Raw genomic sequence first — 22,665 nt, forward strand, 5'->3', positions numbered from 1 at the left:
CGTCGCTCAGTTGCGGAACGGGAAGCGGAAGGCCTCAAGCAGCGCCTTTGCTTCTTCGTTGGTCTTCGCCGTGGTGGTGATGGCGATATCCATGCCGCGGATCGCATCGACCTGGTCGAAGTCGATCTCGGGGAAGATGATCTGCTCCTTCACGCCCATGTTGAAGTTGCCACGACCGTCGAAGGAACGTCCCGACACGCCGCGGAAGTCACGCACGCGCGGCAGCGAGATGTTGATCAGGCGGTCAAGGAACTCGAACATCTTCGCGCGGCGCAGGGTCACCTTGCAGCCGATCGGCCAGCCGTCGCGAATCTTGAACGACGCAACCGAGACACGAGCCTTGGTGGTCACCGGCTTCTGGCCAGCGATCTTAGTCATGTCGGCAACAGCGTTTTCAAGGATCTTCTTGTTGCCCACGGCCTCACCGACACCCATGTTCAGGGTGATCTTGGTGACGCGCGGGACTTCCATCACGTTCTTGTATCCGAAGCGCTCCATCAGCTTCGGCACGACGTCATTCTTGTAGATCGTTTCAAGCCGGGTCATGGCCACATTCCTCAGGCGTCAATCGCCTCACCGCTCGAGCGGAACACACGCAGTTTGCGTCCATCCTCGAGCACCTTAATTCCGACCCGGTCGCCCTTGCCGGCGGCGGGATTGAAGATCATCACGTTGGAAACGTGAATCGGCGCCTCTTTTTCGACGATCCCGCCGGCCTGGTTGGCCTGCGGATTCGGCTTGGTGTGGCGCTTAACCAGGTTCACGTTCGAGACGACCACCTTGTCGCCGGCCACGCGGACAACTTCGCCCTTCTGGCCCTTGTTCTTGCCGGTGATCACGACAACCTGATCACCCTTGCGGATGCGATTCATGGCGGTTACCTCAGAGAACTTCGGGAGCCAGAGACACGATCTTCATGAACTTCTCACCACGCAGTTCGCGGGTGACCGGTCCGAAGATGCGGGTGCCGATCGGCTCCTGCTTGTTGTTGAGCAGCACGGCGGCGTTGCCGTCGAAGCGGATCAGCGAACCGTCGGGGCGACGAACGCCCTTGCGGGTACGCACGACCACCGCATCGTAGACCTCACCCTTCTTGACCTTGCCGCGCGGGATGGCGTCCTTCACCGACACCTTGATGATGTCGCCGATGTGGGCGTATCGCCGCTTGGAACCACCGAGCACCTTGATGCACATCAGTTCCTTGGCGCCGCTGTTGTCCGCTGCGGAAAGCGTGGACTGCATCTGGATCATGGCTTACGTCCCCTTACTGCGCGGCGCGCGTGACGATTTCGACCACGCGCCAGTTCTTGGTCTTGGACAGCGGACGGCACTCGGTGACGCGAACCACGTCGCCTTCCTGGCACCCCTGCTCGTCGTGGGCGTGAAGCTTGGTCGAGCGCTTGATGTACTTGCCGTACAGCGCGTGCTTGACCTGACGCTCGACGAGGACGGTGACCGTCTTCTGCATCTTGTTGCTGACGACGCGGCCTTCGACCGTGCGCAGCTGGTTGGTGTTCTCGCTCATGTCGATCGCCTTTACTTGCCGCCGCCCAGCAAGGTCTTGACCTGCGCGATTTCGCGCCGGACCTTGCTGACCTGGTGGGTCTGGTTCAACTGGCCGGTCGCCTTCTGCATGCGCAGGCTGAACTGCTCCTTGCGCAGGTCAAGCAGGTGGGCCTTCAATTCGTCAGCCGACTTCTGGCGGAGATCCTTGAGTTCCATCAGCGCACCGTCCGGGTCACAAAGGTGGTCCTAACCGAGAGCTTGGCCGCGGCGAGACGGAACGCTTCGCGCGCGGTCTCCTCCGGGATGCCCTCGATCTCATAAAGCATGCGGCCGGGCTGGATCGGGGCGACCCAGTACTCGACGTTGCCCTTACCGTTACCCATACGCACTTCGATCGGCTTCTGGGTGATCGGCTTGTCCGGGAAGATCCGGATCCAGAGCTTGCCGCCACGCTTGACGTAGCGGGAAATGGTCCGGCGAGCAGCCTCGATCTGGCGGGCGGTCAGCTGACCACGGCTGACGGCCTTGAGGCCGTACTCGCCGAAGCTGACGGCAGCGCCGTTCCAGGACAGGCCCTCGTTCCGGCCCTTGTGTACCTTGCGGTACTTGGTTCGCTTGGGTTGCAACATGGTCGTGCTTCCTTACTTCGCGCCGCGCTCGCGACGGCCTTCGCCCTCGCGTCGCTCGTCCTTGGCTTCGGCACTTGCCGCGGCCAGGTCGAAGACTTCGCCCTTGTAGATCCAGGTCTTGATGCCGATGACGCCGTAGGTGGTACGCGCTTCGGCAAAACCGTAGTCGATATCCGCACGCAGCGTGTGCAGCGGGACGCGACCTTCGCGATACCACTCCGAACGTGCGATCTCGGCACCGTTCAGGCGGCCAGCGACGTTGACCTTGATGCCCAGGGCACCCAGGCGCATCGCGTTGCCGACGGCGCGTTTCATCGCGCGACGGAACATGATGCGGCGCTCGAGCTGCTGGGCGATCGACTCAGCCACCAGCTGGGCGTCCAGCTCGGGCTTGCGGACCTCGGCAACGTTGATATGCGCCGGGACGCCCATCATGTCGCTCACCTGCTTGCGCAGCTTCTCGATGTCCTCACCCTTCTTGCCGATCACCACGCCCGGGCGGGCGGTGTGGATCGTGACGCGGGCGGTCTTCGCAGGGCGCTCGATCTGGATCTTGGAAATGCCAGCTTGGGCAAGCTTCTTGCGCAGCATCTCGCGGACCTTGAGGTCGGCGGCAAGATACTGGGCGTATTCGCCCTTGTTGGCATACCACTTGGAGTTCCAATCCTTGGCGATGCCAAGGCGGATACCGGTCGGATGAACTTTGTGACCCATCGTGCCTTCCCGTTACTTGGCCGAGCCCACCACCACAGTGATGTGGCTGGTGCGCTTGAGGATGCGAGCTCCACGACCCTTGGCGCGGGCATGGAAACGCTTCATGGTGGTGCCTTCGTCGACGAAGATCCGGCTGACCTTCAACTCGTCGACATCGGCGCCGTCGTTGTTCTCGGCGTTGGCAGTGGCAGACCAGAGCACCTTGTAGATGATCTGGGCGGCCTTCTTGTCGCTGAACTTGAGGAGGTTCAGCGCACGGCCAACCGGGAGGCCACGCACCTGGTCGGCGACCAGACGGGCCTTCTGCGGAGAGATGCGCGCACCGCGCAGGAGTGCTTTGGCTTCCATGGTTCTCTCCCTACTTCGACTTCTTGTCGCCGCTGTGACCCTTGAACGTACGGGTCAGGGCGAACTCGCCGAGCTTGTGACCGACCATGTTCTCGTTGACCAACACCGGCACATGCTGCTTGCCGTTGTGGACAGCGATGGTGTAGCCCACCATGTCCGGGACGATCATCGAACGACGCGACCAGGTCTTGATCGGCTTCTTGCTGTTGCTCGCCATCGCTGCCTCGACCTTCTTCTGAAGGTGCAGGTCGATGAACGGGCCCTTTTTGAGTGAACGTGCCATGGCCGCTCCGATTACTTACGACGGCGCACGATGAATTGCTCCGTGCGCTTGTTGTTGCGGGTCTTGTAGCCCTTGGTCGGGACGCCCCACGGCGACACCGGATGACGGCCACCCGAGGTACGGCCTTCACCACCGCCGTGCGGATGGTCGACCGGGTTCATCGCCACGCCGCGGACGGTCGGGCGTACGCCCAGCCAGCGCTTGGCGCCGGCCTTGCCGATCTTGCGAAGGCTGTGTTCGCTGTTGCCGACCTCGCCAATGGTGGCGCGGCAGTCGGCGGGCACCTTGCGCATCTCGCCGGAGCGCAGACGCAGGGTCGCATAGCCCTGCTCGCGGGCAACCAGCTGGGCGGAAGCACCCGCCGAGCGTGCGATCTGAGCCTTCTTGCCGGGCTTCATCTCAATGCAGTGCACCGTGGTGCCGATCGGGATGTTGCGCAGCGGCAGCGTGTTACCGACCTTGATCGGTGCATCGCGACCGGCCAGGAGCTGCTCACCCACCTCGACACCCTTCGGGGCGATGATGTAGCGGCGCTCGCCGTCGGCGTAGCACAGCAAGGCGATGTGCGCAGTGCGGTTGGGGTCGTACTCGATGCGCTCGACGCGGGCCGGGATGCCCTCCTTGTCGCGCTTGAAGTCGATCACACGGTAGTGCTGCTTGTGGCCACCGCCACGGTGGCGGGTGGTGATGCGGCCGGCGTTGTTGCGGCCGCCGGTGCGGCCCTGCGGCTCGACCAGCGCCGCATGCGGCGCACCCTTGTGCAGCTCGTTGTTGACGACACCCACCTTGGCGCGGCGGCCAGGCGAAGTCGGCTTGTACTTGATCAATGCCATCGTTCTGGTCCTCAGGCCTTGGCCGCCAGGTCGATCGACTGGCCATCGGCCAGCTTCACGTAAGCCTTGCGCCAGTCCCCGCGGCTACCGCTGCGGAAACGGAAGGTCTTGTTCTTGCCCTTGACGTTGACGACGTTGACCGCCGTCACCTTCACGCTGAACAGCTGCTCGACAGCCGCCTTGACGTCGGCCTTGGTGGCGTCCTGCGCCACCTCGAACACGTACTGGTTGATCTCCTGGGCACGCGCGGCCTTCTCGGAGATATGCGGCGCACGCAGCACCGACAGGATCTTCTCGCTGCTCATGCCAGCCACTCCTCGACCTTCTTGACCGCTTCGGCGGTCATCACCACCTCGGTCGCACCGACCAGGGCTACCGGATCCAGACCCTGCACGTCACGAACCTGGACGAAGGGCAGGTTGCGGGCAGCGAGGTAGAGCGCCTCGGTGCCGCTCTCGGTGACGATCAGCGGACGCGACACTTCCAGCGACTTCAGCTTGGCAACCAGCTCGCGGGTCTTCGGCTGCTCGATCTCGAACGCGTCGACCACCTTGAGGCGGCCCTGGCGATTCAGCTCCGACAGGATCGCGGCGACCGCGGCGCGGTACATCTTGCGATTGACCTTCTGCGCGAAGCTGCGCGGACGCGCGGCGAACGCGCGGCCACCGCCGACGAAGATCGGGGCGCGGTAGTCACCGTGACGCGCACCGCCACCCTTCTGCTTCTTGAACTTCTTGGTGGTGCCGGACATGTCCGAGCGCGACAGCTGCGCCTTGGTACCAGCGCGGCCCGCATTGCGGAAGGCCACCACGACCTGGTGGACCAGGTCTTCGTTGAATTCACGGGCGAAAACGCTGTCGTTCACCTGCAGCGCCTTGCCCGAGCCGATCACGGCGAGTTCCATCGTTATGACTCCTTAAGCCTTGCTCGCCGGACGCACAACCACGTCGCCACCCGGGGCACCCGGGACAGCGCCGCGCACGGCGATCAGGCCACGCTCGACGTCGACCTTGACCACTTCCAGGTTCTGCGCGGTACGCCGCACATCACCCATGTGGCCGGACATCTTCTTGCCCGGGAACACGCGACCCGGGGTCTGCCGCTGACCGATAGAACCCGGCGAGCGGTGCGACAGCGAGTTACCGTGGGTTGCGTCACCCATGGTGAAGCCGTGCCGCTTGATGGTTCCGGCAAAACCCTTGCCCTTGGTCACGCCGGCCACGTCGACAACCTGGCCAACGCTGAACAGGTCAGCCTTGATCTCGGCGCCCACGGAGTAGTTGCCGATGTCGCCCTCGGCGACGCGGAACTCCCACAGACCACGACCGGCTTCGACCTTCGCCTTGGCGTAGTGGCCGGCGGTCGGCTTGTTGACCAGGGCCGCGCGCTTGGCGCCGGTGGTGACCTGGATGGCGGTGTAACCGTCGTTGTCGACGGTCTTGACCTGAACCACGCGGTTCGGTGCCGCCTCGATCAAGGTAACAGGCACGGATTCACCCGCTTCGGTGAAGATCCGGCTCATGCCGCACTTGCGGCCAATCAGTCCGATAGTCATGGCTGCTACCTCAGTACAACTTGATCTGAACGTCGACGCCGGCCGCGAGCTCCAGCTTCATCAGCGCGTCAACGGTCTTGTCGTTCGGGTCCACGATATCGAGCACGCGCTTGTGGGTGCGGGTCTCGTACTGGTCGCGCGCGTCCTTGTCGACGTGCGGCGAGACCAGGATGGTGTAGCGCTCGATCTTGGTCGGAAGCGGGATCGGGCCGCGCACCTGCGCGCCAGTCCGCTTGGCCGTTTCGACGATCTCACTCGCCGAGCGATCGATCAGACGGTGATCGAACGCCTTGAGCCGAATCCGAATCTTTTGGTCCGCCATGGGCCTGTCCTTGAATCGTTAAAGAGCGTCGGAACCGGCATTCAGGGTGCCGGCCCCCAGAAAAGTTAAGCAGGCCAGTAATCCGGCCTGCTTAGACGGTCAAGTATAACGGGTTTCTTACAACACCGTCAACACGGTGTTGTGGCAAACCCCGTCCGGCCATCCTGGCCTGCGAACACAACCCGCTTCCTGCAGGTACTTTCGCGTTGAGGCCGCACTGACGCGCGGCCGGTACAACAGGTGTTACTTGATGATCTTCGCCACAACGCCGGCACCGACGGTGCGGCCGCCTTCGCGGATCGCGAAGCGCAGACCCTCGTCCATCGCGATCGGCGCGATCAGCGACACCGCCATCTTGATGTTGTCGCCCGGCATCACCATCTCGACGCCTTCCGGCAGCTGCACAGCGCCGGTCACGTCGGTGGTGCGGAAGTAGAACTGCGGACGGTAACCCTTGAAGAACGGGGTGTGGCGGCCGCCCTCTTCCTTCGAAAGCACGTACACCTCGGCCTCGAAGTCGGTGTGCGGGGTGATCGAACCCGGCTTGGCCAGCACCTGGCCACGCTCGACTTCGTCACGCTTGGTGCCGCGCAGCAGCAGACCGGCGTTGTCGCCCGCCTGACCCTGATCCAGCAGCTTGCGGAACATCTCGATGCCGGTGACCGTGGTCTTGGTCGTCGGACGGATACCGACGATTTCGATTTCGTCGCCCACCTTGATCACGCCACGCTCGATACGGCCGGTCACCACGGTGCCGCGGCCCGAGATCGAGAACACGTCCTCGACCGGCATCAGGAAGGTCTTGTCCACATCGCGCTGCGGCTCAGGGATCCAGCTGTCCAGCGCTTCCACCAGCTTGATGATCGCAGGCACGCCGATGTCCGACTGGTCGCCTTCCAGCGCCAGACGCGCCGAACCGGCAATGATCGGGGTGTCGTCGCCCGGGAACTCGTACTTCGTCAGCAGCTCGCGGACTTCCATCTCCACCAGCTCCAGCAGCTCGGCGTCGTCCACCATGTCGGCCTTGTTCAGGAACACGACGATGTACGGCACGCCCACCTGGCGCGACAGCAGGATGTGCTCGCGGGTCTGCGGCATCGGGCCGTCAGCGGCCGAGCAGACCAGGATCGCGCCGTCCATCTGCGCCGCACCGGTGATCATGTTCTTCACGTAGTCGGCGTGCCCAGGGCAGTCGACGTGCGCGTAGTGACGGGTCGGCGACTCGTACTCGACGTGCGCGGTCGAGATCGTGATGCCGCGCGCCTTCTCTTCCGGCGCCGCGTCGATCGCGTCATAGGCCTTGAACTCACCGCCGAAACGCTCCGCGCCGATCTTCGTCAGCGCCGCCGTCAGCGTCGTCTTGCCGTGGTCGACGTGACCGATCGTGCCCACGTTCACGTGCGGCTTGGTGCGCTCGAACTTTGCCTTGGCCATTGCTTGGACCTCTCGAAACTGTCTGGAAAGGGTAGCGGCCGGGCGTTCGCCCGGCCGTTCTCGTCAGGACTTCTTGGTGACCTGCTCGGCAATGTTCGCCGGAGCTTCCGCGTAGTGGTCGAATTCCATGGTGTAGGTCGCGCGGCCCTGGCTCATCGAGCGCAGCGTGGTCGCGTACCCGAACATCTCGCCCAGCGGGACCATCGCGTTGATGATCTTGCCGGACGGGCTGTCGTCCGAACCCTGGAGGATGCCGCGACGGCGGCTCACGTCGCCCATCACGTCGCCGAGGTAATCCTCGGGGGTCACCACCTCGACCTTCATGATCGGCTCGAGCAGGACCGGGCTGGCCTTGGCCATGGCTTCCTTGAACGCCATCGAACCGGCGATCTTGAACGCCATTTCGTTCGAGTCGACGTCATGGAACGAGCCGTCCACCGCCTTGATCTTGATGTCGACCACCGGGAAGCCGGCGACGATACCGGTGCTCATCGCCTCCTGGATGCCCTTGTCGGAGGCCTGGACGTATTCCTTCGGCACGACGCCACCGACGATGGCGTTCTCGAAGGTGTAGCCCAGCCCGCGCTCCTGCGGCTCCATCTCGATGACGATGTGGCCGTACTGACCACGACCACCGGACTGGCGGACGAACTTGCCGTCCTGGCGCACGGCCTTGCGGATGGTCTCGCGGTAGGCGACCTGCGGCTTGCCGACATTGGCCTCGACGTTGAATTCGCGCTTCATGCGGTCAACGAGGATCTCGAGGTGCAGCTCGCCCATGCCGGAGATGATGGTCTGACCGGATTCCTCGTCGGTGCGCACGCGGAAGGACGGGTCTTCCTGGGCCAGACGGCCGAGGGCGAGGCCCATCTTCTCCTGGTCCGACTTGGTCTTCGGTTCGACGGCCATCGAGATGACCGGCTCCGGGAAGACCATGCGCTCGAGGGTGATCACGTTGTCCAGCGCGCACAGGGTGTCGCCGGTGGTGACGTCCTTGAGACCGACCGCGGCGGCGATGTCACCGGCCAGCACTTCCTTGATCTCTTCGCGATTGTTGGCGTGCATCTGCAGGATGCGGCCAATGCGCTCCTTCTTGCTCTTGACCGGGTTGTAGACCTGGTCGCCAGCGTTCAGGGTGCCCGAGTAGACGCGGAAGAAGGTCAGCGAGCCGACGAAGGGGTCGGTCATGATCTTGAACGCCAGGGCCGAGAACGGCTCCTTGTCGCCGGCCTTCCGGCTGGCCTCGTTCTCCGACTCGTCGACACCCTTGACCGGCGGACGATCGGAGGGCGACGGCAGGAAGCTGATCACCGCGTCGAGCATGGCCTGCACGCCCTTGTTCTTGAAGGCGGTGCCGCAGAACGACGGGATGATCTCGCAGCGCAGGGTGCGCTCGCGAATGCCGCTGATGATCTCGGCCTCGGAGAGGTCACCCTCTTCGAGGTACTTGTTCATCAGCTCCTCGCTGGCCTCGGCGGCGGCCTCGACCATGAAGGAACGGGCGGCTTCGCACTCATCCTTCAGGTTGGCCGGGATGTCTGCGTAGGTGAAGGTGGTGCCATGGGAAGCCATGTCCCAGACAATCGCCTTCATCTTCAGCAGGTCGACCACGCCCTCGAAGTTGTCCTCGGCGCCGATCGGCACCTGCATCGGCACCGGATAGGCGCCAAGGCGGGACTTCAGCTGCCCCATGACCTTGTTGAAGTTGGCACCGGTGCGGTCCATCTTGTTGACGAACGCGAGGCGCGGAACGCTGTACTTGCTGGCCTGGCGCCAGACGGTCTCGGACTGCGGCTGCACGCCACCGACCGCGCACAGCACGAACACGGCGCCGTCAAGCACGCGCAGCGAGCGCTCGACTTCGATGGTGAAGTCGACGTGGCCAGGGGTGTCGATGATGTTGAAGCGGTGCTCGGGCAGCGACTGATCCATGCCCTTCCAGAAGCACGTGGTCGCGGCGGAGGTGATCGTGATGCCACGCTCCTGCTCCTGCTCCATCCAGTCCATCGTGGCGGCGCCGTCGTGGACCTCACCGATCTTGTGGTTGACGCCGGTGTAGAAAAGGATGCGCTCGGTCGTAGTGGTCTTGCCGGCATCGATGTGAGCCATGATGCCGAAGTTGCGATAGCGATCGATCGGGGTGGTACGGGCCACAGGACAATCCTTCTCTTATTACCAGCGGTAGTGCGCGAACGCCTTGTTGGCCTCCGCCATGCGGTGGGTTTCTTCGCGCTTCTTGACCGCGCCGCCGCGACTCTCGGACGCATCCAGCAGCTCCCCGGCCAGCTTGCGCGGCATCGAGTTCTCGGAACGCTTGCGGGCCGACTCGATCAGCCAGCGCATGGCCAGGGCCATCTTGCGCGAGCTGCGCACTTCCACCGGAACCTGGTAGGTGGCGCCACCGACGCGGCGGGACTTCACCTCCACGTTCGGGGCCACGTTCTCGAGCGCCTTCTGGACCAGCGAGAGGGCGTCGTTGTTCTTCTGGCCGATCACGTCCATCGCGCCGTAGACGATGCTCTCGGCGACCGACTTCTTGCCGTCCATCATGACCATGTTGATCAGGCGGGCGAGCATCTCGCTGCTGTGCTTGGGATCGGGAAGGACAGAACGGGTACCAGGAGAACCTTTGCGGGACATGATGCGGACCTAATTTGAAAAGATCGGACGGTGCAGAACGGCCGCCTCATGCGGCCGACTGGCTCAGGACTTCGGACGCTTGGCGCCGTACTTCGAACGGCCCTGGCGACGCTTGGCGACGCCTGCGGCGTCCAGCGAGCCACGAACCGTGTGGTAGCGAACGCCCGGCAGGTCCTTGACGCGACCGCCGCGGATCAGCACCACCGAGTGCTCCTGCAGGTTGTGGCCTTCGCCACCGATGTACGAGATGACCTCGAAACCGTTGGTCAGACGCACCTTGGCCACCTTGCGGAGGGCCGAGTTCGGCTTCTTCGGGGTGGTGGTGTAGACGCGGGTGCACACGCCACGCTTCTGCGGGCAGTTCGCCAGCGCCGGGGAGGTGCTCTTGTAGGTATGCGGTCGGCGGGGCTTGCGGACCAGCTGGTTGATCGTCGCCATTGCGTTATGCCTTCACAGAAACGAAAGCAGGCCGACTTCGGGCCTGCTGAGACAGACAAGTATAAATTGGGTTAACACACACCGTCAACACGGTGAGCAAGGGCTGCCGGCGTCCGCCGGCAGCCCCGGGGCCTTACTCCGCTTCGCTGTCGATCAGCGGCGCGGACAGCACTTCGAGATCGGCGTCGCTGAGACCGTCTCCCGAACGCTTGCGGCCGCTGTGGTACGCAAGGCCGGTACCGGCCGGGATCAGGCGGCCGACGATCACGTTCTCCTTCAGCCCGCGCAGGGTGTCGCGGGTGCCGCGGACCGCTGCCTCGGTGAGGACGCGGGTGGTCTCCTGGAAGGAGGCCGCGGAGATGAACGATTCCGTAGCGAGCGAGGCCTTGGTGATGCCGAGCAGGACGGGGTCGGCCTTGGCCGGCATCTCGTCGCGGGTCTCGGTCCGCGCATTCTCCTCGATCAGGCGGATACGCTCCACCTGCTCGCCGCGCAGGAAACGGCTGTCGCCCGGCTCGGTGACCTCGACCTTGCGCAGCATCTGGCGAATGATCACCTCGATGTGCTTGTCGTTGATCTTGACGCCCTGCAGCCGGTAGACGTCCTGGATCTCCTTGACCAGGTAGGCGGCCAGCGGCTCGACGCCCAGCAGGCGCAGGATGTCCTGCGGATTCGGCTCGCCGTCGACCACGGTCTCGCCCTTCTCCACGTGCTCGCCTTCGAACACGATGATCTGGCGGTACTTCGGGATCAGCTCCTCGTGCTCGTTGCCGTCGGTGTCCTTGATGATCAGGCGCTGCTTGCCCTTGGTGTCCTTGCCGAAGCTGACGATGCCCGAACGCTCGGCGAGGATCGCCGGATCCTTCGGCTTGCGCGCCTCGAACAGGTCGGCGACGCGCGGCAGACCACCGGTGATGTCGCGGGTCTTGGAGGCTTCCTGCGGGATCTTGGCGACCACGTCGCCGACGCCCACCGGGGCGCCGTCCTGCAGGGTCACCACCGACTTCGGCGGCAGCAGATACTGGGCCGGCAGGTCGGTACCCGGGATGCTGAGGTCGTTGCCGTCGCCATCGACGATGCGGACGATCGGGCGCAGGTCCTTGCCGGCCGAGCCGCGGCGCTTGGGATCGGTGATCTCGACGCTGGCCAGGCCGGTCAGGTCGTCGACCTTCTCAATCGCCGTAATGCCCTCGACGAAGTCGACGAAGCGGACGAAACCGGCCACCTCCGAGACAATCGGATGGTTATGCGGATCCCAGTTGGCGACCACCTGGCCGGCCTTGATCTCACCGCCGTCCGGCACGCTGATGCTGGCGCCGTAGGGCAGCTTGTAGCGCTCGCGCTCGCGGCCATGGCTGTCCATGACCGAGATTTCGCCGGAACGGGACACCGCCACGCGCGAGCCGGAGGCGTGCTCGACGGTCTTCAGGTTGTTGTATTTGATGCTGCCCGAGGTGCGCACCGACACGTTGTCCACCGCCGCGGCACGCGAAGCGGCACCACCGATGTGGAAGGTACGCATGGTCAGCTGGGTACCCGGCTCGCCGATCGACTGCGCGGCAATGACACCCACTGCTTCGCCGATGTTGACCAGGTGCCCGCGGGCCAGATCGCGGCCGTAGCAGTTGCTGCAGACGCCGAAGCTGGATTCGCAGGTGATCGTCGAGCGGACCTTGATCGTCTGCACGCCGGCGTCTTCCAGCTTCTGCACCCACTTCTCGTCGAGCAGGGTGTTGCGGGTGACGATCGGATCCTCGTCGTCGCCCGGCAGGAAGACGTCCTCGGCCACGATGCGGCCCAGCACGCGCTCGCGCAGCGGTTCGACCACGTCGCCGCCTTCGACGATCGGGGTCATGGTCAGGCCGTTCACCGTGCCGCAGTCGACCTCGGTGATCACCACGTCCTGGGCGACGTCGACCAGACGACGGGTCAGGTAGCCCGAGTTCGCCGTCTTCAGCGCGGTATCGGCCAGGCCCTTGCGCGCGCCATGGGTCGAGATGAAGTACTGCAGGACGTCCAGACCCTCGCGGAAGTTGGCCTTGATCGGCGTCTCGATGATCGAGCCGTCCGGCTTGGCCATCAGGCCACGCATACCGGCCAGCTGGCGGATCTGCGCGGCGCTACCACGGGCGCCGGAGTCGGCCATGATGTAGATCGAGTTCATCGACTTCTGGTCGATGGTCTCGCCCTTGGCGTTCTCGGCCTTCTCGGTGCCGATGACTTCCATCATCGCCTTGGCCACGCGCTCATTGGTGCGCGACCAGATGTCGACGACCTTGTTGTAGCGCTCGCCGGCGGTGACCAGGCCGCTCTGGTACTGCTCCTGGATCTCGTTTACCTCGGTCTCGGCCTCGGAGAGGATGCCCTTCTTCTCGTCCGGGATGACCATGTCGTCGATGCCGATCGAGACGCCGGCGCGCGTCGCATAGCGGAAGCCGGTGTACATCAGCTGGTCGGCGAAGATCACCGTCTCCTTCAGGCCAAGGCCACGGTAGGAGGCGTTGATCAGACGCGAGATGGCCTTCTTGTTGAGCTCGGTGTTGACCAGCGCGAAGGGCAGGCCCTCCGGCAGGATCTCGGCCAGCAGGGCGCGACCAACGGTGGTTTCGACGATGCCGGTCTTCGGCGTGCGCGTCCGGTCCTCGGCGATCACCACCTCGCTGATGCGCACCTTGACCTTGGCGTGCAGCTCGACGACGCGGTTGTCGTAGGCGCGATGCACCTCGGACAGGTTGGCGAAGACCATGCCCTCGCCCTTGCGGCCTTCCAGCGCGCGGGTCATGTAGTACAGGCCAAGGACGACGTCCTGGGTCGGCACGATGATCGGCTCGCCGTTGGCGGGCGACAGGATGTTGTTCGACGACATCATCAGCGCGCGGGCTTCAAGCTGGGCTTCCAGCGAAAGCGGCACGTGGACGGCCATCTGGTCGCCGTCGAAGTCGGCGTTGAAGGCGGTACACACCAGCGGATGCAGCTGGATGGCCTTGCCTTCGACCAGCACCGGCTCGAAAGCCTGGATGCCGAGGCGATGCAGGGTCGGCGCGCGGTTAAGCAGCACCGGATGCTCGCGGATCACCTCTTCGAGGATGTCCCAGACTTCAGCGCTTTCCCGCTCGACCAGCTTCTTGGCCGCCTTGATGGTGGTGGCGAGGCCCCGACGCTGCAACTTGGAGAAGATGAACGGCTTGAACAGCTCCAGCGCCATCTTCTTCGGCAGGCCGCACTCGTGCAGGCGCAGCGTCGGACCGACCACGATGACCGAACGGCCGGAGTAGTCGACGCGCTTGCCGAGCAGATTCTGGCGGAAGCGGCCCTGCTTGCCCTTGATCATGTCGGCCAGCGACTTCAGCGGGCGCTTGTTGGTGCCGGTGATGGCGCGGCCGCGGCGACCGTTGTCGAGCAGCGCGTCCACCGACTCCTGCAGCATGCGCTTCTCATTGCGGACGATGATGTCCGGCGCAGAGAGCTCGAGCAGGCGCTTCAGGCGGTTATTGCGGTTGATGACGCGGCGGTACAGGTCATTAAGGTCGGAGGTCGCGAAGCGGCCGCCGTCCAGCGGCACCAGCGGACGCAGGTCCGGCGGCAGCACCGGCAGCACGGTCATCACCATGTACTCCGGGCGGTTGCCGGAGTCGATGAAGGCCTCGACCAGCTTGATCCGCTTGGTCAGGCGCTTGAGCTTGGTCTCGCTGTTGGTGCTGGCGATCTCCTCGCGCAGCTGAACCAGCTCGCCATTGAGGTCGATGCTCTTGAGCAGCTCGTAGACGGCCTCAGCGCCCATCCGGGCGTCGAACTCGTCGCCATGCTCGGTCACCGCCTGCAGGTAACCCTCCTCGTTCAACAGTTGGCCACGCTCAAGCGGGGTCAGGCCCGGATCGATGACCACGTAGGCCTCGAAGTAGAGGATGCGCTCGATGTCGCGCAGGGTCATGTCCAGCATCAGGCCGATGCGCGAGGGCAGCGACTTGAGGAACCAGATGTGCGCGGTCGGGCTGGCGAGCTCGATGTGGCCCATGCGCTCACGGCGCACCTTGGCCAGGGTCACCTCGGTGCCGCACTTTTCGCAGACCACGCCGCGGTGCTTCATACGCTTGTATTTGCCGCACAGGCACTCGTAGTCCTTGATCGGACCGAAGATCGCGGCGCAGAACAGACCGTCACGCTCCGGCTTGAAGGTGCGGTAGTTGATGGTTTCCGGCTTCTTCACTTCGCCGAACGACCAGGAACGGATCAGGTCGGGCGAGGCCAGCGCGATCTTGATCGCGTCGAAATCGAGCGGGGCGCGCTGCTGGTTGAAGAGATTCAGAAGGTCTTTCATGTCTTTCTCCGGGATTTGAGGATTCGGAATCGGGATTCGTCAGAAGCGCTGCGCGGCTGCGCCGGCAGCGCCGTCCCTGCCCTTACCTCTCGTCCAGCTCGATGTTGATCGCCAGCGAACGGATTTCCTTGACCAGCACGTTGAAGGACTCGGGCATGCCCGCGGCCATCTCGTGGTTGCCGTCGACGATGTTCTTGTACATCTGGTTGCGGCCCTGCACGTCGTCGGACTTCACCGTCAGCATTTCCTGCAGGGTGTAGGCCGCGCCGTAGGCTTCCAGCGCCCAGACTTCCATCTCGCCGAAGCGCTGGCCGCCGAACTGCGCCTTGCCGCCCAGCGGCTGCTGGGTGACCAGGGAGTACGGACCGGTCGAACGGGCGTGCATCTTGTCGTCGACCAAGTGGTTCAGCTTCAGCATGTACATGTAGCCGACGGTCACCTTGCGGTCGAAGGCCTCACCGGTGCGGCCGTCGAACAGCGTGGTCTGGCCACTGGTCGGCAGGCCTGCCAGCTTCAGCATCGCCTTGATCTCTCCTTCGTGCGCGCCATCGAAGACCGGGGTGGCCATCGGCACGCCGCTCGACAGGTTCTTGGCGAGTTCGAGGATCTCCTCGTCGCTGAGCGAGTCGAGGTCGGCGCGGCTCTTCTTGGTCTCGGCCAGATCATGGTTGTAGATCTTGCCGAGGAAGTCGCGCAGTTCCTTGACCTTGCGCTGCTCGTCGAGCATTTCCTGGATGCGCTCGCCAAGGCCCTTGGCGGCCCAGCCAAGGTGCGTCTCGAGCACCTGGCCGATGTTCATACGCGAGGGCACGCCAAGCGGGTTCAGCACGATGTCGACGGGACGGCCGTCGGCGGCAAAGGGCATGTCCTCGACCGGCTGGATCATCGAGATGACGCCCTTGTTGCCGTGGCGGCCGGCCATCTTGTCGCCCGGCTGGATGCGGCGCTTCACGGCCAGGTACACCTTGACCATCTTCAGCACGCCCGGGGCGAGGTCGTCGCCGGCGGTGATCTTGGCGCGCTTGTCTGCGAACTTCTTCTCGAACTCCTTCTTGTGCGCCTCGACCTGCTTCTGCGCCTTCTCGATGAACTCGGCGGCATCGTCATCCTTCATGCGGATGGCGAACCAGTCGTCCTTCTTCAGGCTGTTCAGGTATTCGTCGTTGATCTCGCTGCCCTTCTTCAGGCCGTTCGGACCACCGTTGGCGATACGACCGCCGATCTGGGTACGCAGGCGCGAGTAGATGGCGCCCTCGAGGATGCGGAACTGGTCGTCGAAGTCCTTCTTGACCCGCTTGATCTCCATTTCCTCGATCTGGCGGGCGCGCTTGTCCTTCTCGATGCCGTCGCGGGTGAAGACCTGGACGTCGATGACGGTACCGTCCATGCCCGGCGGCACGCGCAGCGAGCTGTCCTTCACGTCCGACGCCTTCTCGCCGAAGATCGCGCGCAGCAGCTTCTCTTCCGGGGTCAACTGGCTCTCGCCCTTGGGCGTCACCTTGCCGACCAGGATGTCGCCAGCCTGCACCTCGGCGCCGATGTAGACCACGCCGGACTCGTCGAGGCGGCCGAGCGCCTGCTCGGAGACATTCGGGATGTCGGCGGAGATTTCCTCCGGACCGAGCTTGGTGTCACGGGCGACGCAGGTCAGTTCCTCGATGTGGATGGTGGTGTAGCGATCCTCCTGGACCACGCGCTCCGAGATCAGGATCGAATCCTCGAAGTTGTAGCCGTTCCAGGGCATGAAGGCGACCAGCATGTTCTGGCCCAGGGCCAGCTCGCCGAGGTCGGTCGAAGGGCCATCGGCCAGCACGTCGCCGCGCTCGACACGGTCACCCACCTTCACCAGCGGGCGCTGGTTGATGCAGGTGTTCTGGTTCGAGCGGGTGTACTTGACCAGGTTGTAGATGTCGACGCCGGCATCGTTGTCGCCGATCTCCTCTTCCTTGACCCGGACCACGATGCGGCCCGCGTCGACCTGGTCGATCACACCGGCGCGCTTGGCGACGGCGTTGACGCCCGAGTCACGCGCCACGTCGCGCTCGATGCCGGTGCCCACCAGCGGGGTCTGCGCGCGCAGGGTCGGCACCGCCTGGCGCTGCATGTTCGCGCCCATCAGCGCGCGGTTGGCGTCGTCGTGCTCGATGAACGGAACCAGGGCCGCGGCGACCGAGACGGTCTGCATCGGCGAGACGTCCATGTACTGGATCTCGCTCGGCGCCATCAGCAGGGTTTCGCCCTGGAAACGACAGGGGACGAAGGGCTCGGAGAACGACCCGTCGTCGTGCAGCGGCGCATTGGCCTGGGCGACGGCGAAGTTGCCCTCCTCGATCGCCGACAGGAAGTCGATCTGGTCGGTCACCTTGCCCTCGACCACGCGGCGGTACGGGGTCTCGAGGAAGCCGTAGCGGTTGGTGCGCGCGTAAACCGCCAGCGAGTTGATCAGGCCGATATTCGGGCCTTCCGGGGTCTCGATGGTGCAGACGCGGCCGTAGTGGGTGGCGTGGACGTCGCGGACCTCGAAGCCGGCGCGCTCGCGGGTCAGACCACCCGGGCCCAGCGCGGAAACGCGGCGCTTGTGGGTAACCTCGGACAGCGGGTTGTTCTGGTCCATGAACTGCGAGAGCTGCGAGGAGCCGAAGAACTCCTTGATCGCAGCCGCCACCGGCTTGGCGTTGATCAGCTCCTGCGGGGTCAGACCCTCGCTCTCTGCCAGCGACAGGCGCTCCTTGACCGCGCGCTCGACGCGGACGAGACCGACGCGGAAGGTGTTCTCGGCCATCTCGCCGACCGAGCGCACGCGGCGGTTGCCGAGGTGGTCGATGTCGTCGACGACGCCCTTGCCGTTGCGGATCTCGATCAGCACGCGCAGCACGTCGAGGATGTCCGAGTTGTCGAGCACGCCCGAGCCCTCGACCTCCTGACGGCCCACGCGGCGGTTGAACTTCATCCGGCCGACGCCCGACAGGTCGTAGCGATCGGCGCTGAAGAACAGGTTCTGGAACAGGTTCTGCGCGGCCTCCTTGGTCGGCGGCTCGCCCGGACGCATCATCCGATAGATCTCGACCAGGGCCTCGAGCTGGGTCTTGGTCGGGTCGATGCGCAGCGTGTTCGGGATGTACGGACCGCGGTCGAGGTCGTTGACCCACAGCGTACCGACGGTCTCGACGCCGGCCTTGCGGAACTTGACCAGCGCCTCTTCGTCCAGCTCGTCATTGGCCGAGGCCAGCAGTTCGCCGGTGTTGGCGTCGACCACGTCGTGGGCGAGGATGCGGCTGACGAGGTACTCGTCCGGCACTTCGAGCGCGGAGATTTCCGCCTGCTCGAGCTGCTTGACGTGGCGAGCGGTGATGCGCTTTCCGGCCTCGACGATGACCTTGCCGCCGATGGCGAGGTCGAAGTTCAGGGTCTCGCCCTTCAGGCGCTCGGCGACGAGTTCCAGTTCCACGCCCTCGGGGAGGATGTGGAAGGTGTTGATCTCGTAGAACTCGCGCAGCATCTCCTCGTTGGAGAAGCCCAGCGCACGCAGCAGGATCGACACCGGCAGCTTGCGGCGGCGGTCGATACGGGTGAACAGCGCGTCCTTCGGGTCGAACTCGAAGTCCAGCCAGGAGCCGCGATAGGGAATGATGCGGGCGCTGTACAGCAGCTTGCCCGAGCTGTGCGTCTTGCCACGGTCGTGGTCGAAGAACACGCCCGGCGAGCGGTGCAGCTGGGAGACGATGACGCGCTCGGTGCCGTTGACAATGAAGGTGCCGTTGTCGGTCATCAGGGGCAGTTCGCCCATGTAGACCTCCTGCTCCTTGACGTACTTGATCGCCTTGTTCGAAGCCGGGCTTTCCTTGTCATAAATGACAAGACGCACGGTCACCCGCAGCGGAGCGCCGAAGGTGAGGCCGCGATTGCGGCACTCGCGCTCGTCGAACGGCGGCTCGCCAAGCTTGTAGCTGACGTACTCAAGGGCGGCATTGCCGGAATAGCTGCTGATCGGGAAAACCGACTTCAGCGCACCGTGCAGACCATGGTCGGACCGCTGCTGCGGCGCGACGTGCTCCTGCAGGAACTCCTTGTAGGAGTCGACCTGAATGGCCAGCAGGAAGGGAACCTCAAGAATCGAAGGGCGCTTGGAGAAATCCTTGCGGATGCGCTTCTTTTCGGTGAAGGAGTAGGTCATGGTCGGCGTACCACCCTTGGTTGGGAGGGGAATGAACCCCTCGAGTCTTAAAACGTGATTCGTGATTCCTGATTGCCGCGGCCCGGCGGGCCTCTGGGCAGAGCTCAATCCGGAATCACCAAGCACGTTCTCCTGCAACAGGCAAAGCCCGGGGGCTTTCGCCCCCAGGCTTCGTCATGCGTCATCCTGTACCGCTATGACGCAATGGCTCGGCTTACTTGACCTCGACGGTCGCGCCAGCCGCTTCCAGGTCCTTCTTCATCTTGGCGGCGTCGTCCTTGCTCACGCCTTCCTTGACGGTACCGGTGGCTTCCACCAGGTCCTTCGCCTCCTTCAGGCCCAGGCCGGTGATGGCACGGACGGCCTTGATGACCTCGACCTTCTTCTCGCCGGCGGCCTTCAGGACGACGGTGAACTCGGTCTGCTCCTCAACGGCGGGGCCGGCGGCGGCCGGACCAGCGGCCATCATGACCGGAGCGGCGGCGGTGACGCCGAACTTGTCTTCGATCGCCTTGACCAGCTCCATGACTTCCATCAGGGTCTTGCCGGCGATGGCGTCGACGATCTGCTCATTGGAAAGGGACATTGTTGTTACCTCTGAAAATGTGTGTGGATTTGTCGAGTGACCGAAAGGTCGACGGGATCAGGCAGCCGGGGCTTCCGCTTCGGCCGCGACTTCGCCGCCGCCCTGCTTGTCGGCGACAGCCTTGATCGCGCGGGCCAGCATGCTCGCCGGCTCGGCGAGGACGCGTGCCAGCATGCCAAGGGCCTGCTCGCGGGTCGGCAGCGAGGCCAGCTTCTCCAGGTCGGAACCCGGCATCAGCTTGCCACCCATCGAAACGACCTTGGCCTGCAGCTTGTCGTTGCCCTTGGCGAACTCCTTGATCAGGCGCCCGGCAGCGCCGGGTTCCTCGGTCGAGAACGCATAGAGCAGCGGACCGACGAGGACGTCCTTGACGCACTCGAACTCGGTTCCCGCCACCGCACGCGCGGCCAGGGTGTTCTTGACAACACGCAAGTACACACCGGTTTCGCGCGCCTTCTTGCGCATCTCCGTCATCTGACTGACGGTGATGCCCGCGTACTCGGCTGCGACCAGGGAGTGAGCCTTCCCGGCGACGTCTGCCAGCTCGGCGACAACTTCCTGCTTCTGTGACAGATTGAGAGCCATTGCACTCCTCCAAAAGCCGGGGCTCGGGATCGGGATTCGCAGCTCGCCGGAGCGTTACTCCGCCTACCGCGTCTCCGTCGCTGAACCTCGACTTCGACTACTCCGCTTGCGGCTCCTGCCACGCGCGGTCCTTGGCAGCGTCTATCCATGACGCCGGGGATGCGGATGCATCCCGGTGGTGGCCTCTCCAGAACACTTTCCAGAGGGCGGCACCATCTACGCAGGCCGGTTTCCCGATTACCCCACTCCACCCGAACCGGTGACTCCGTCGGGCTGTCGCGCTTTCCTTGCGCCGGTGGATTGGGACCTGCGGTCTTTGACGGCTCCCGGCTCGCGCCGGGTGCCCCCAAAATCATGTGATGGGTGATTGGTGACCGGTGACTTGAAGGGAGCCGCTGCAGCTGGCAGCGAGCACACCGCTTAACGAATCACCAATCCCGAATCACGAATCACGGCTTTCTTACAGCGACAGCGTCGACTGGTCGACGGCGATACCCAGACCCATGGTCGAGGACACCGAGACCTTCTGCAGGTAGACGCCCTTCGAGGTTGACGGCTTGGCCTTGACCAGGTCGGCGAGCAGCGCGTTGAGATTGTTCTTCAGCGCGTCCACTTCGAAATTGGCCTTGCCAATGGTGCAGTGGATGATGCCGGCCTTGTCGGTGCGGTAACGCACCTGGCCCGCCTTGGCGTTGCGAACGGCCTCGGCCGGGTTCGGCGAGACGGTGCCGACCTTGGGGTTCGGCATCAGGCCACGCGGACCGAGCAGCTGGCCCAGCTTGCCGACGACGCGCATCGCGTCCGGGGTGGCGATGACCACGCCGTAGTTGAGGTCACCGGCCTGCATCTTCTCGGCCAGGTCATCCATGCCAACGGCCTCGGCGCCAGCGGCCAGGGCCTCATCGGCCTTCGCACCCGGCGGGCAGAACACGGCCACGCGCACGCTCTTGCCGGTGCCGGCAGGCAGCACGGTCGAACCACGGACCTGCTGGTCCGACTTGCGCGCATCGACGCCCAGGCGGACGGCGACGTCGATCGACTCGACGAACTTGGTCTTGCTGTGATCCTTGAGGATCTTCAGCGCGTCGTCGATCGCGTAGGTCTTGCCCGGCTCGACCAGGGACTGCATTGCCTTGAAACGCTTGGAAATCTTTGCCATGACTTAGCCCTCCACCACCAGGCCCATGCTGCGCGCGCTACCTGCAATGGTGCGCACTCCAGCGTCCAGATCCGCCGCCGTCAGATCGGCCTGCTTGGCCTTGACGATCTCTTCCAGCTGCTTGCGGGTCACCTTGCCGACCTTGTCGGTATTGGGCTTCTTCGAGCCCGAGGTGATGCCGGCAGCCTTCTTCAGCAGGATCGACGCGGGCGGCGACTTGGTGATGAAGGTGAAGGTGCGGTCCGAGTAGGCGGTGATGACCACCGGGATCGGCAGGCCGGGCTCGAGCTTCTGCGTGGCCGCATTGAAGGCCTTGCAGAACTCCATGATGTTCAGGCCGCGCTGACCGAGTGCCGGACCAACCGGCGGGCTGGGGTTGGCCTGGCCGGCCTTGACCTGCAGCTTGATGTAACCGACGACTTTCTTTGCCATTGCTTTGACTCCTGGAGTTCAAGCGTCGGGGCGCACGGGGCGACTCGACTCCTCCACTGGGTTGAAATAGGGCTCAGGGCTCAGGGGCCAGGGCTCAGGAAGCGCACGCTTCTCCAAGTCCCAAGGCCCTGGGCTTTAGGCCCTGCCTTAGGCCTTCTCCACCTGGCCGAATTCGAGCTCGACCGGGGTGGAACGACCAAAAATCATCACCGCCACGCGCAGGCGGCTCTTCTCGTAGTTGACTTCCTCGACGGTGCCGTTGAAGTCGTTGAAAGGACCATCGGTGACCCGGACCAGCTCGCCCGGTTCGAACAGGATCTTCGGGCGCGGCTTCTCGGCGCCTTCCTGCACGCGGGCCAGGATCGCGTCGGCCTCGCTGTCCTTGATCGGCAGCGGGCGATCCGCGGTGCCGCCGATGAAGCCCATGACCTTCGGGGTTTCCTTGACCAGATGCCAGCTCTCGTCGTCGATGCGCGGGGCCGGGCCGTCCTGCTCGGTCTCGATCTGCACCAGCACGTAGCCGGGGAAGAACTTGCGCTCGGACTTGCGCTTCTGGCCGCCGCGCATCTCGATCACTTCCTCGGTGGGGACCAGGACATCGCCGAAGCGATCCTGCATCTCCGCCCGGGCGATGCGGTCGATGAGCGCGCGCTTGACCTGCTGCTCGAAGCCCGAATAGGCGTGAACCACGTACCAACGCTTGGACATC

25 protein-coding genes are annotated in these 22,665 nt (G+C 64.4%); all 25 read right to left on the reverse strand.

Translation table 11 applies throughout. The annotated features are described in order from the left end of the window. Nucleotides 1-6 precede the first annotated feature (6 nt). Nucleotides 7-546 carry a 50S ribosomal protein L5 gene (gene rplE, locus M0G41_RS11305; RefSeq protein ID WP_248209309.1) on the reverse strand — a complete coding sequence of 180 codons (540 nt, stop codon included), beginning with the start codon at nt 544-546 and terminating at the stop codon, nt 7-9. Between the two features lie 11 nt (nt 547-557). Further along, nucleotides 558-872, reverse strand: a complete 315-nt coding sequence (gene rplX, locus M0G41_RS11310; protein WP_248209310.1) for a 50S ribosomal protein L24 — start codon at nt 870-872, stop codon at nt 558-560. Nucleotides 873-882: 10 nt separating this feature from the next. Further along, a complete protein-coding gene (rplN, locus tag M0G41_RS11315) occupies nt 883-1,251 on the reverse strand; it encodes a 50S ribosomal protein L14 (protein WP_248209311.1) in 369 nt (122 codons plus the stop codon). 13 nt (nt 1,252-1,264) lie between these two features. Continuing rightward, nucleotides 1,265-1,525 carry a 30S ribosomal protein S17 gene (rpsQ, locus tag M0G41_RS11320; protein ID WP_248209312.1) on the reverse strand — a complete coding sequence of 87 codons (261 nt, stop codon included), beginning with the start codon at nt 1,523-1,525 and terminating at the stop codon, nt 1,265-1,267. A gap of 11 nt (nt 1,526-1,536) precedes the next feature. Beyond that, nucleotides 1,537-1,722, reverse strand: coding sequence for a 50S ribosomal protein L29 (gene rpmC / locus M0G41_RS11325; RefSeq protein WP_248209313.1), 186 nt, complete (start codon nt 1,720-1,722; stop codon nt 1,537-1,539). Continuing rightward, nucleotides 1,722-2,135: a 50S ribosomal protein L16 gene (rplP, locus tag M0G41_RS11330; protein WP_248209314.1), complete on the reverse strand. Its 414-nt coding sequence runs from the start codon at nt 2,133-2,135 to the stop codon at nt 1,722-1,724. The genes rpmC and rplP overlap by 1 nt, the downstream gene beginning before the upstream one ends. Before the next feature lie 12 nt (nt 2,136-2,147). Continuing rightward, nucleotides 2,148-2,849: a 30S ribosomal protein S3 gene (gene rpsC / locus M0G41_RS11335; protein WP_248209315.1), complete on the reverse strand. Its 702-nt coding sequence runs from the start codon at nt 2,847-2,849 to the stop codon at nt 2,148-2,150. A gap of 12 nt (nt 2,850-2,861) precedes the next feature. Next, nucleotides 2,862-3,197, reverse strand: coding sequence for a 50S ribosomal protein L22 (gene rplV / locus M0G41_RS11340; RefSeq protein ID WP_248209316.1), 336 nt, complete (start codon nt 3,195-3,197; stop codon nt 2,862-2,864). Between the two features lie 10 nt (nt 3,198-3,207). Next, nucleotides 3,208-3,480, reverse strand: coding sequence for a 30S ribosomal protein S19 (gene rpsS, locus M0G41_RS11345; RefSeq protein WP_248209317.1), 273 nt, complete (start codon nt 3,478-3,480; stop codon nt 3,208-3,210). 11 nt (nt 3,481-3,491) lie between these two features. Next, nucleotides 3,492-4,313 carry a 50S ribosomal protein L2 gene (gene rplB / locus M0G41_RS11350; protein WP_248209318.1) on the reverse strand — a complete coding sequence of 274 codons (822 nt, stop codon included), beginning with the start codon at nt 4,311-4,313 and terminating at the stop codon, nt 3,492-3,494. Nucleotides 4,314-4,324: 11 nt separating this feature from the next. Continuing rightward, complete coding sequence (rplW, locus tag M0G41_RS11355) at nt 4,325-4,618, reverse strand: 50S ribosomal protein L23 (RefSeq protein ID WP_248209319.1); 294 nt, start codon at nt 4,616-4,618, stop codon at nt 4,325-4,327. After that, entirely contained in the window at nt 4,615-5,217 is a 603-nt protein-coding gene (rplD, locus tag M0G41_RS11360; RefSeq protein ID WP_248209320.1) for a 50S ribosomal protein L4, read from the reverse strand. Before rplD ends, rplW begins: the two co-directional genes overlap by 4 nt. Before the next feature lie 12 nt (nt 5,218-5,229). Next, on the reverse strand, nt 5,230-5,868 hold the full coding sequence (gene rplC / locus M0G41_RS11365; protein WP_248209321.1) for a 50S ribosomal protein L3: 639 nt from the start codon (nt 5,866-5,868) through the stop codon (nt 5,230-5,232). Between the two features lie 10 nt (nt 5,869-5,878). Beyond that, nucleotides 5,879-6,190, reverse strand: coding sequence for a 30S ribosomal protein S10 (gene rpsJ, locus M0G41_RS11370; protein WP_183962309.1), 312 nt, complete (start codon nt 6,188-6,190; stop codon nt 5,879-5,881). Between the two features lie 243 nt (nt 6,191-6,433). Beyond that, nucleotides 6,434-7,624, reverse strand: a complete 1,191-nt coding sequence (tuf, locus tag M0G41_RS11375; protein WP_248209322.1) for an elongation factor Tu — start codon at nt 7,622-7,624, stop codon at nt 6,434-6,436. Between the two features lie 63 nt (nt 7,625-7,687). Then, on the reverse strand, nt 7,688-9,778 hold the full coding sequence (fusA, locus tag M0G41_RS11380; protein ID WP_248209323.1) for an elongation factor G: 2,091 nt from the start codon (nt 9,776-9,778) through the stop codon (nt 7,688-7,690). 18 nt (nt 9,779-9,796) lie between these two features. Then, nucleotides 9,797-10,264 carry a 30S ribosomal protein S7 gene (gene rpsG / locus M0G41_RS11385; protein ID WP_248209324.1) on the reverse strand — a complete coding sequence of 156 codons (468 nt, stop codon included), beginning with the start codon at nt 10,262-10,264 and terminating at the stop codon, nt 9,797-9,799. A gap of 63 nt (nt 10,265-10,327) precedes the next feature. After that, nucleotides 10,328-10,702, reverse strand: coding sequence for a 30S ribosomal protein S12 (gene rpsL, locus M0G41_RS11390; protein ID WP_248209325.1), 375 nt, complete (start codon nt 10,700-10,702; stop codon nt 10,328-10,330). Between the two features lie 133 nt (nt 10,703-10,835). Next, complete coding sequence (gene rpoC, locus M0G41_RS11395; protein ID WP_248209326.1) at nt 10,836-15,020, reverse strand: DNA-directed RNA polymerase subunit beta'; 4,185 nt, start codon at nt 15,018-15,020, stop codon at nt 10,836-10,838. Nucleotides 15,021-15,102: 82 nt separating this feature from the next. Beyond that, nucleotides 15,103-19,194: a DNA-directed RNA polymerase subunit beta gene (gene rpoB / locus M0G41_RS11400; protein WP_248209327.1), complete on the reverse strand. Its 4,092-nt coding sequence runs from the start codon at nt 19,192-19,194 to the stop codon at nt 15,103-15,105. Between the two features lie 214 nt (nt 19,195-19,408). Continuing rightward, entirely contained in the window at nt 19,409-19,780 is a 372-nt protein-coding gene (rplL, locus tag M0G41_RS11405) for a 50S ribosomal protein L7/L12 (RefSeq protein WP_248209328.1), read from the reverse strand. Nucleotides 19,781-19,837: 57 nt separating this feature from the next. After that, entirely contained in the window at nt 19,838-20,365 is a 528-nt protein-coding gene (rplJ, locus tag M0G41_RS11410) for a 50S ribosomal protein L10 (RefSeq protein WP_248209329.1), read from the reverse strand. A gap of 460 nt (nt 20,366-20,825) precedes the next feature. Then, nucleotides 20,826-21,524 (reverse strand): 50S ribosomal protein L1, encoded by a 699-nt coding sequence (gene rplA, locus M0G41_RS11415; protein WP_248209330.1) that lies wholly within the window; start codon nt 21,522-21,524, stop codon nt 20,826-20,828. A 3-nt stretch (nt 21,525-21,527) separates the two neighbouring features. Then, nucleotides 21,528-21,956 carry a 50S ribosomal protein L11 gene (gene rplK, locus M0G41_RS11420; RefSeq protein ID WP_248209331.1) on the reverse strand — a complete coding sequence of 143 codons (429 nt, stop codon included), beginning with the start codon at nt 21,954-21,956 and terminating at the stop codon, nt 21,528-21,530. A gap of 147 nt (nt 21,957-22,103) precedes the next feature. Continuing rightward, nucleotides 22,104-22,664, reverse strand: coding sequence for a transcription termination/antitermination protein NusG (gene nusG / locus M0G41_RS11425; protein ID WP_248209332.1), 561 nt, complete (start codon nt 22,662-22,664; stop codon nt 22,104-22,106). Nucleotide 22,665 lies beyond the last annotated feature (1 nt).

This window comes from Pseudomarimonas salicorniae, assembly GCF_023156535.1.
Classification (GTDB): Bacteria; Pseudomonadota; Gammaproteobacteria; order Xanthomonadales; family Xanthomonadaceae; genus Pseudomarimonas; species Pseudomarimonas salicorniae.

Bases quoted from the DNA above. Each gene is read 5' to 3' on its own strand.
- rpsQ (WP_248209312.1), bottom strand. From the start codon at position 1,525: ATGAGCGAGAACACCAACCAGCTGCGCACGGTCGAAGGCCGCGTCGTC.
- rplJ (WP_248209329.1), bottom strand. From the start codon at position 20,365: ATGGCTCTCAATCTGTCACAGAAGCAGGAAGTTGTCGCCGAGCTGGCA.
- rplX (WP_248209310.1), bottom strand. From the start codon at position 872: ATGAATCGCATCCGCAAGGGTGATCAGGTTGTCGTGATCACCGGCAAG.
- rpsG (WP_248209324.1), bottom strand. From the start codon at position 10,264: ATGTCCCGCAAAGGTTCTCCTGGTACCCGTTCTGTCCTTCCCGATCCC.
- rpsL (WP_248209325.1), bottom strand. From the start codon at position 10,702: ATGGCGACGATCAACCAGCTGGTCCGCAAGCCCCGCCGACCGCATACC.
- rpsS (WP_248209317.1), bottom strand. From the start codon at position 3,480: ATGGCACGTTCACTCAAAAAGGGCCCGTTCATCGACCTGCACCTTCAG.
- rplN (WP_248209311.1), bottom strand. From the start codon at position 1,251: ATGATCCAGATGCAGTCCACGCTTTCCGCAGCGGACAACAGCGGCGCC.
- rplB (WP_248209318.1), bottom strand. From the start codon at position 4,313: ATGGCATTGATCAAGTACAAGCCGACTTCGCCTGGCCGCCGCGCCAAG.
- rplD (WP_248209320.1), bottom strand. From the start codon at position 5,217: ATGGAACTCGCCGTGATCGGCTCGGGCAAGGCGCTGCAGGTGAACGAC.
- tuf (WP_248209322.1), bottom strand. From the start codon at position 7,624: ATGGCCAAGGCAAAGTTCGAGCGCACCAAGCCGCACGTGAACGTGGGC.
- rpsC (WP_248209315.1), bottom strand. From the start codon at position 2,849: ATGGGTCACAAAGTTCATCCGACCGGTATCCGCCTTGGCATCGCCAAG.
- rplE (WP_248209309.1), bottom strand. From the start codon at position 546: ATGACCCGGCTTGAAACGATCTACAAGAATGACGTCGTGCCGAAGCTG.
- rplW (WP_248209319.1), bottom strand. From the start codon at position 4,618: ATGAGCAGCGAGAAGATCCTGTCGGTGCTGCGTGCGCCGCATATCTCC.
- rplL (WP_248209328.1), bottom strand. From the start codon at position 19,780: ATGTCCCTTTCCAATGAGCAGATCGTCGACGCCATCGCCGGCAAGACC.
- rplV (WP_248209316.1), bottom strand. From the start codon at position 3,197: ATGGAAGCCAAAGCACTCCTGCGCGGTGCGCGCATCTCTCCGCAGAAG.
- rplA (WP_248209330.1), bottom strand. From the start codon at position 21,524: ATGGCAAAGATTTCCAAGCGTTTCAAGGCAATGCAGTCCCTGGTCGAG.
- rplP (WP_248209314.1), bottom strand. From the start codon at position 2,135: ATGTTGCAACCCAAGCGAACCAAGTACCGCAAGGTACACAAGGGCCGG.
- rplC (WP_248209321.1), bottom strand. From the start codon at position 5,868: ATGACTATCGGACTGATTGGCCGCAAGTGCGGCATGAGCCGGATCTTC.
- nusG (WP_248209332.1), bottom strand. From the start codon at position 22,664: ATGTCCAAGCGTTGGTACGTGGTTCACGCCTATTCGGGCTTCGAGCAG.
- rpsJ (WP_183962309.1), bottom strand. From the start codon at position 6,190: ATGGCGGACCAAAAGATTCGGATTCGGCTCAAGGCGTTCGATCACCGT.
- rpoB (WP_248209327.1), bottom strand. From the start codon at position 19,194: ATGACCTACTCCTTCACCGAAAAGAAGCGCATCCGCAAGGATTTCTCC.
- rpoC (WP_248209326.1), bottom strand. From the start codon at position 15,020: ATGAAAGACCTTCTGAATCTCTTCAACCAGCAGCGCGCCCCGCTCGAT.
- rpmC (WP_248209313.1), bottom strand. From the start codon at position 1,722: ATGGAACTCAAGGATCTCCGCCAGAAGTCGGCTGACGAATTGAAGGCC.
- rplK (WP_248209331.1), bottom strand. From the start codon at position 21,956: ATGGCAAAGAAAGTCGTCGGTTACATCAAGCTGCAGGTCAAGGCCGGC.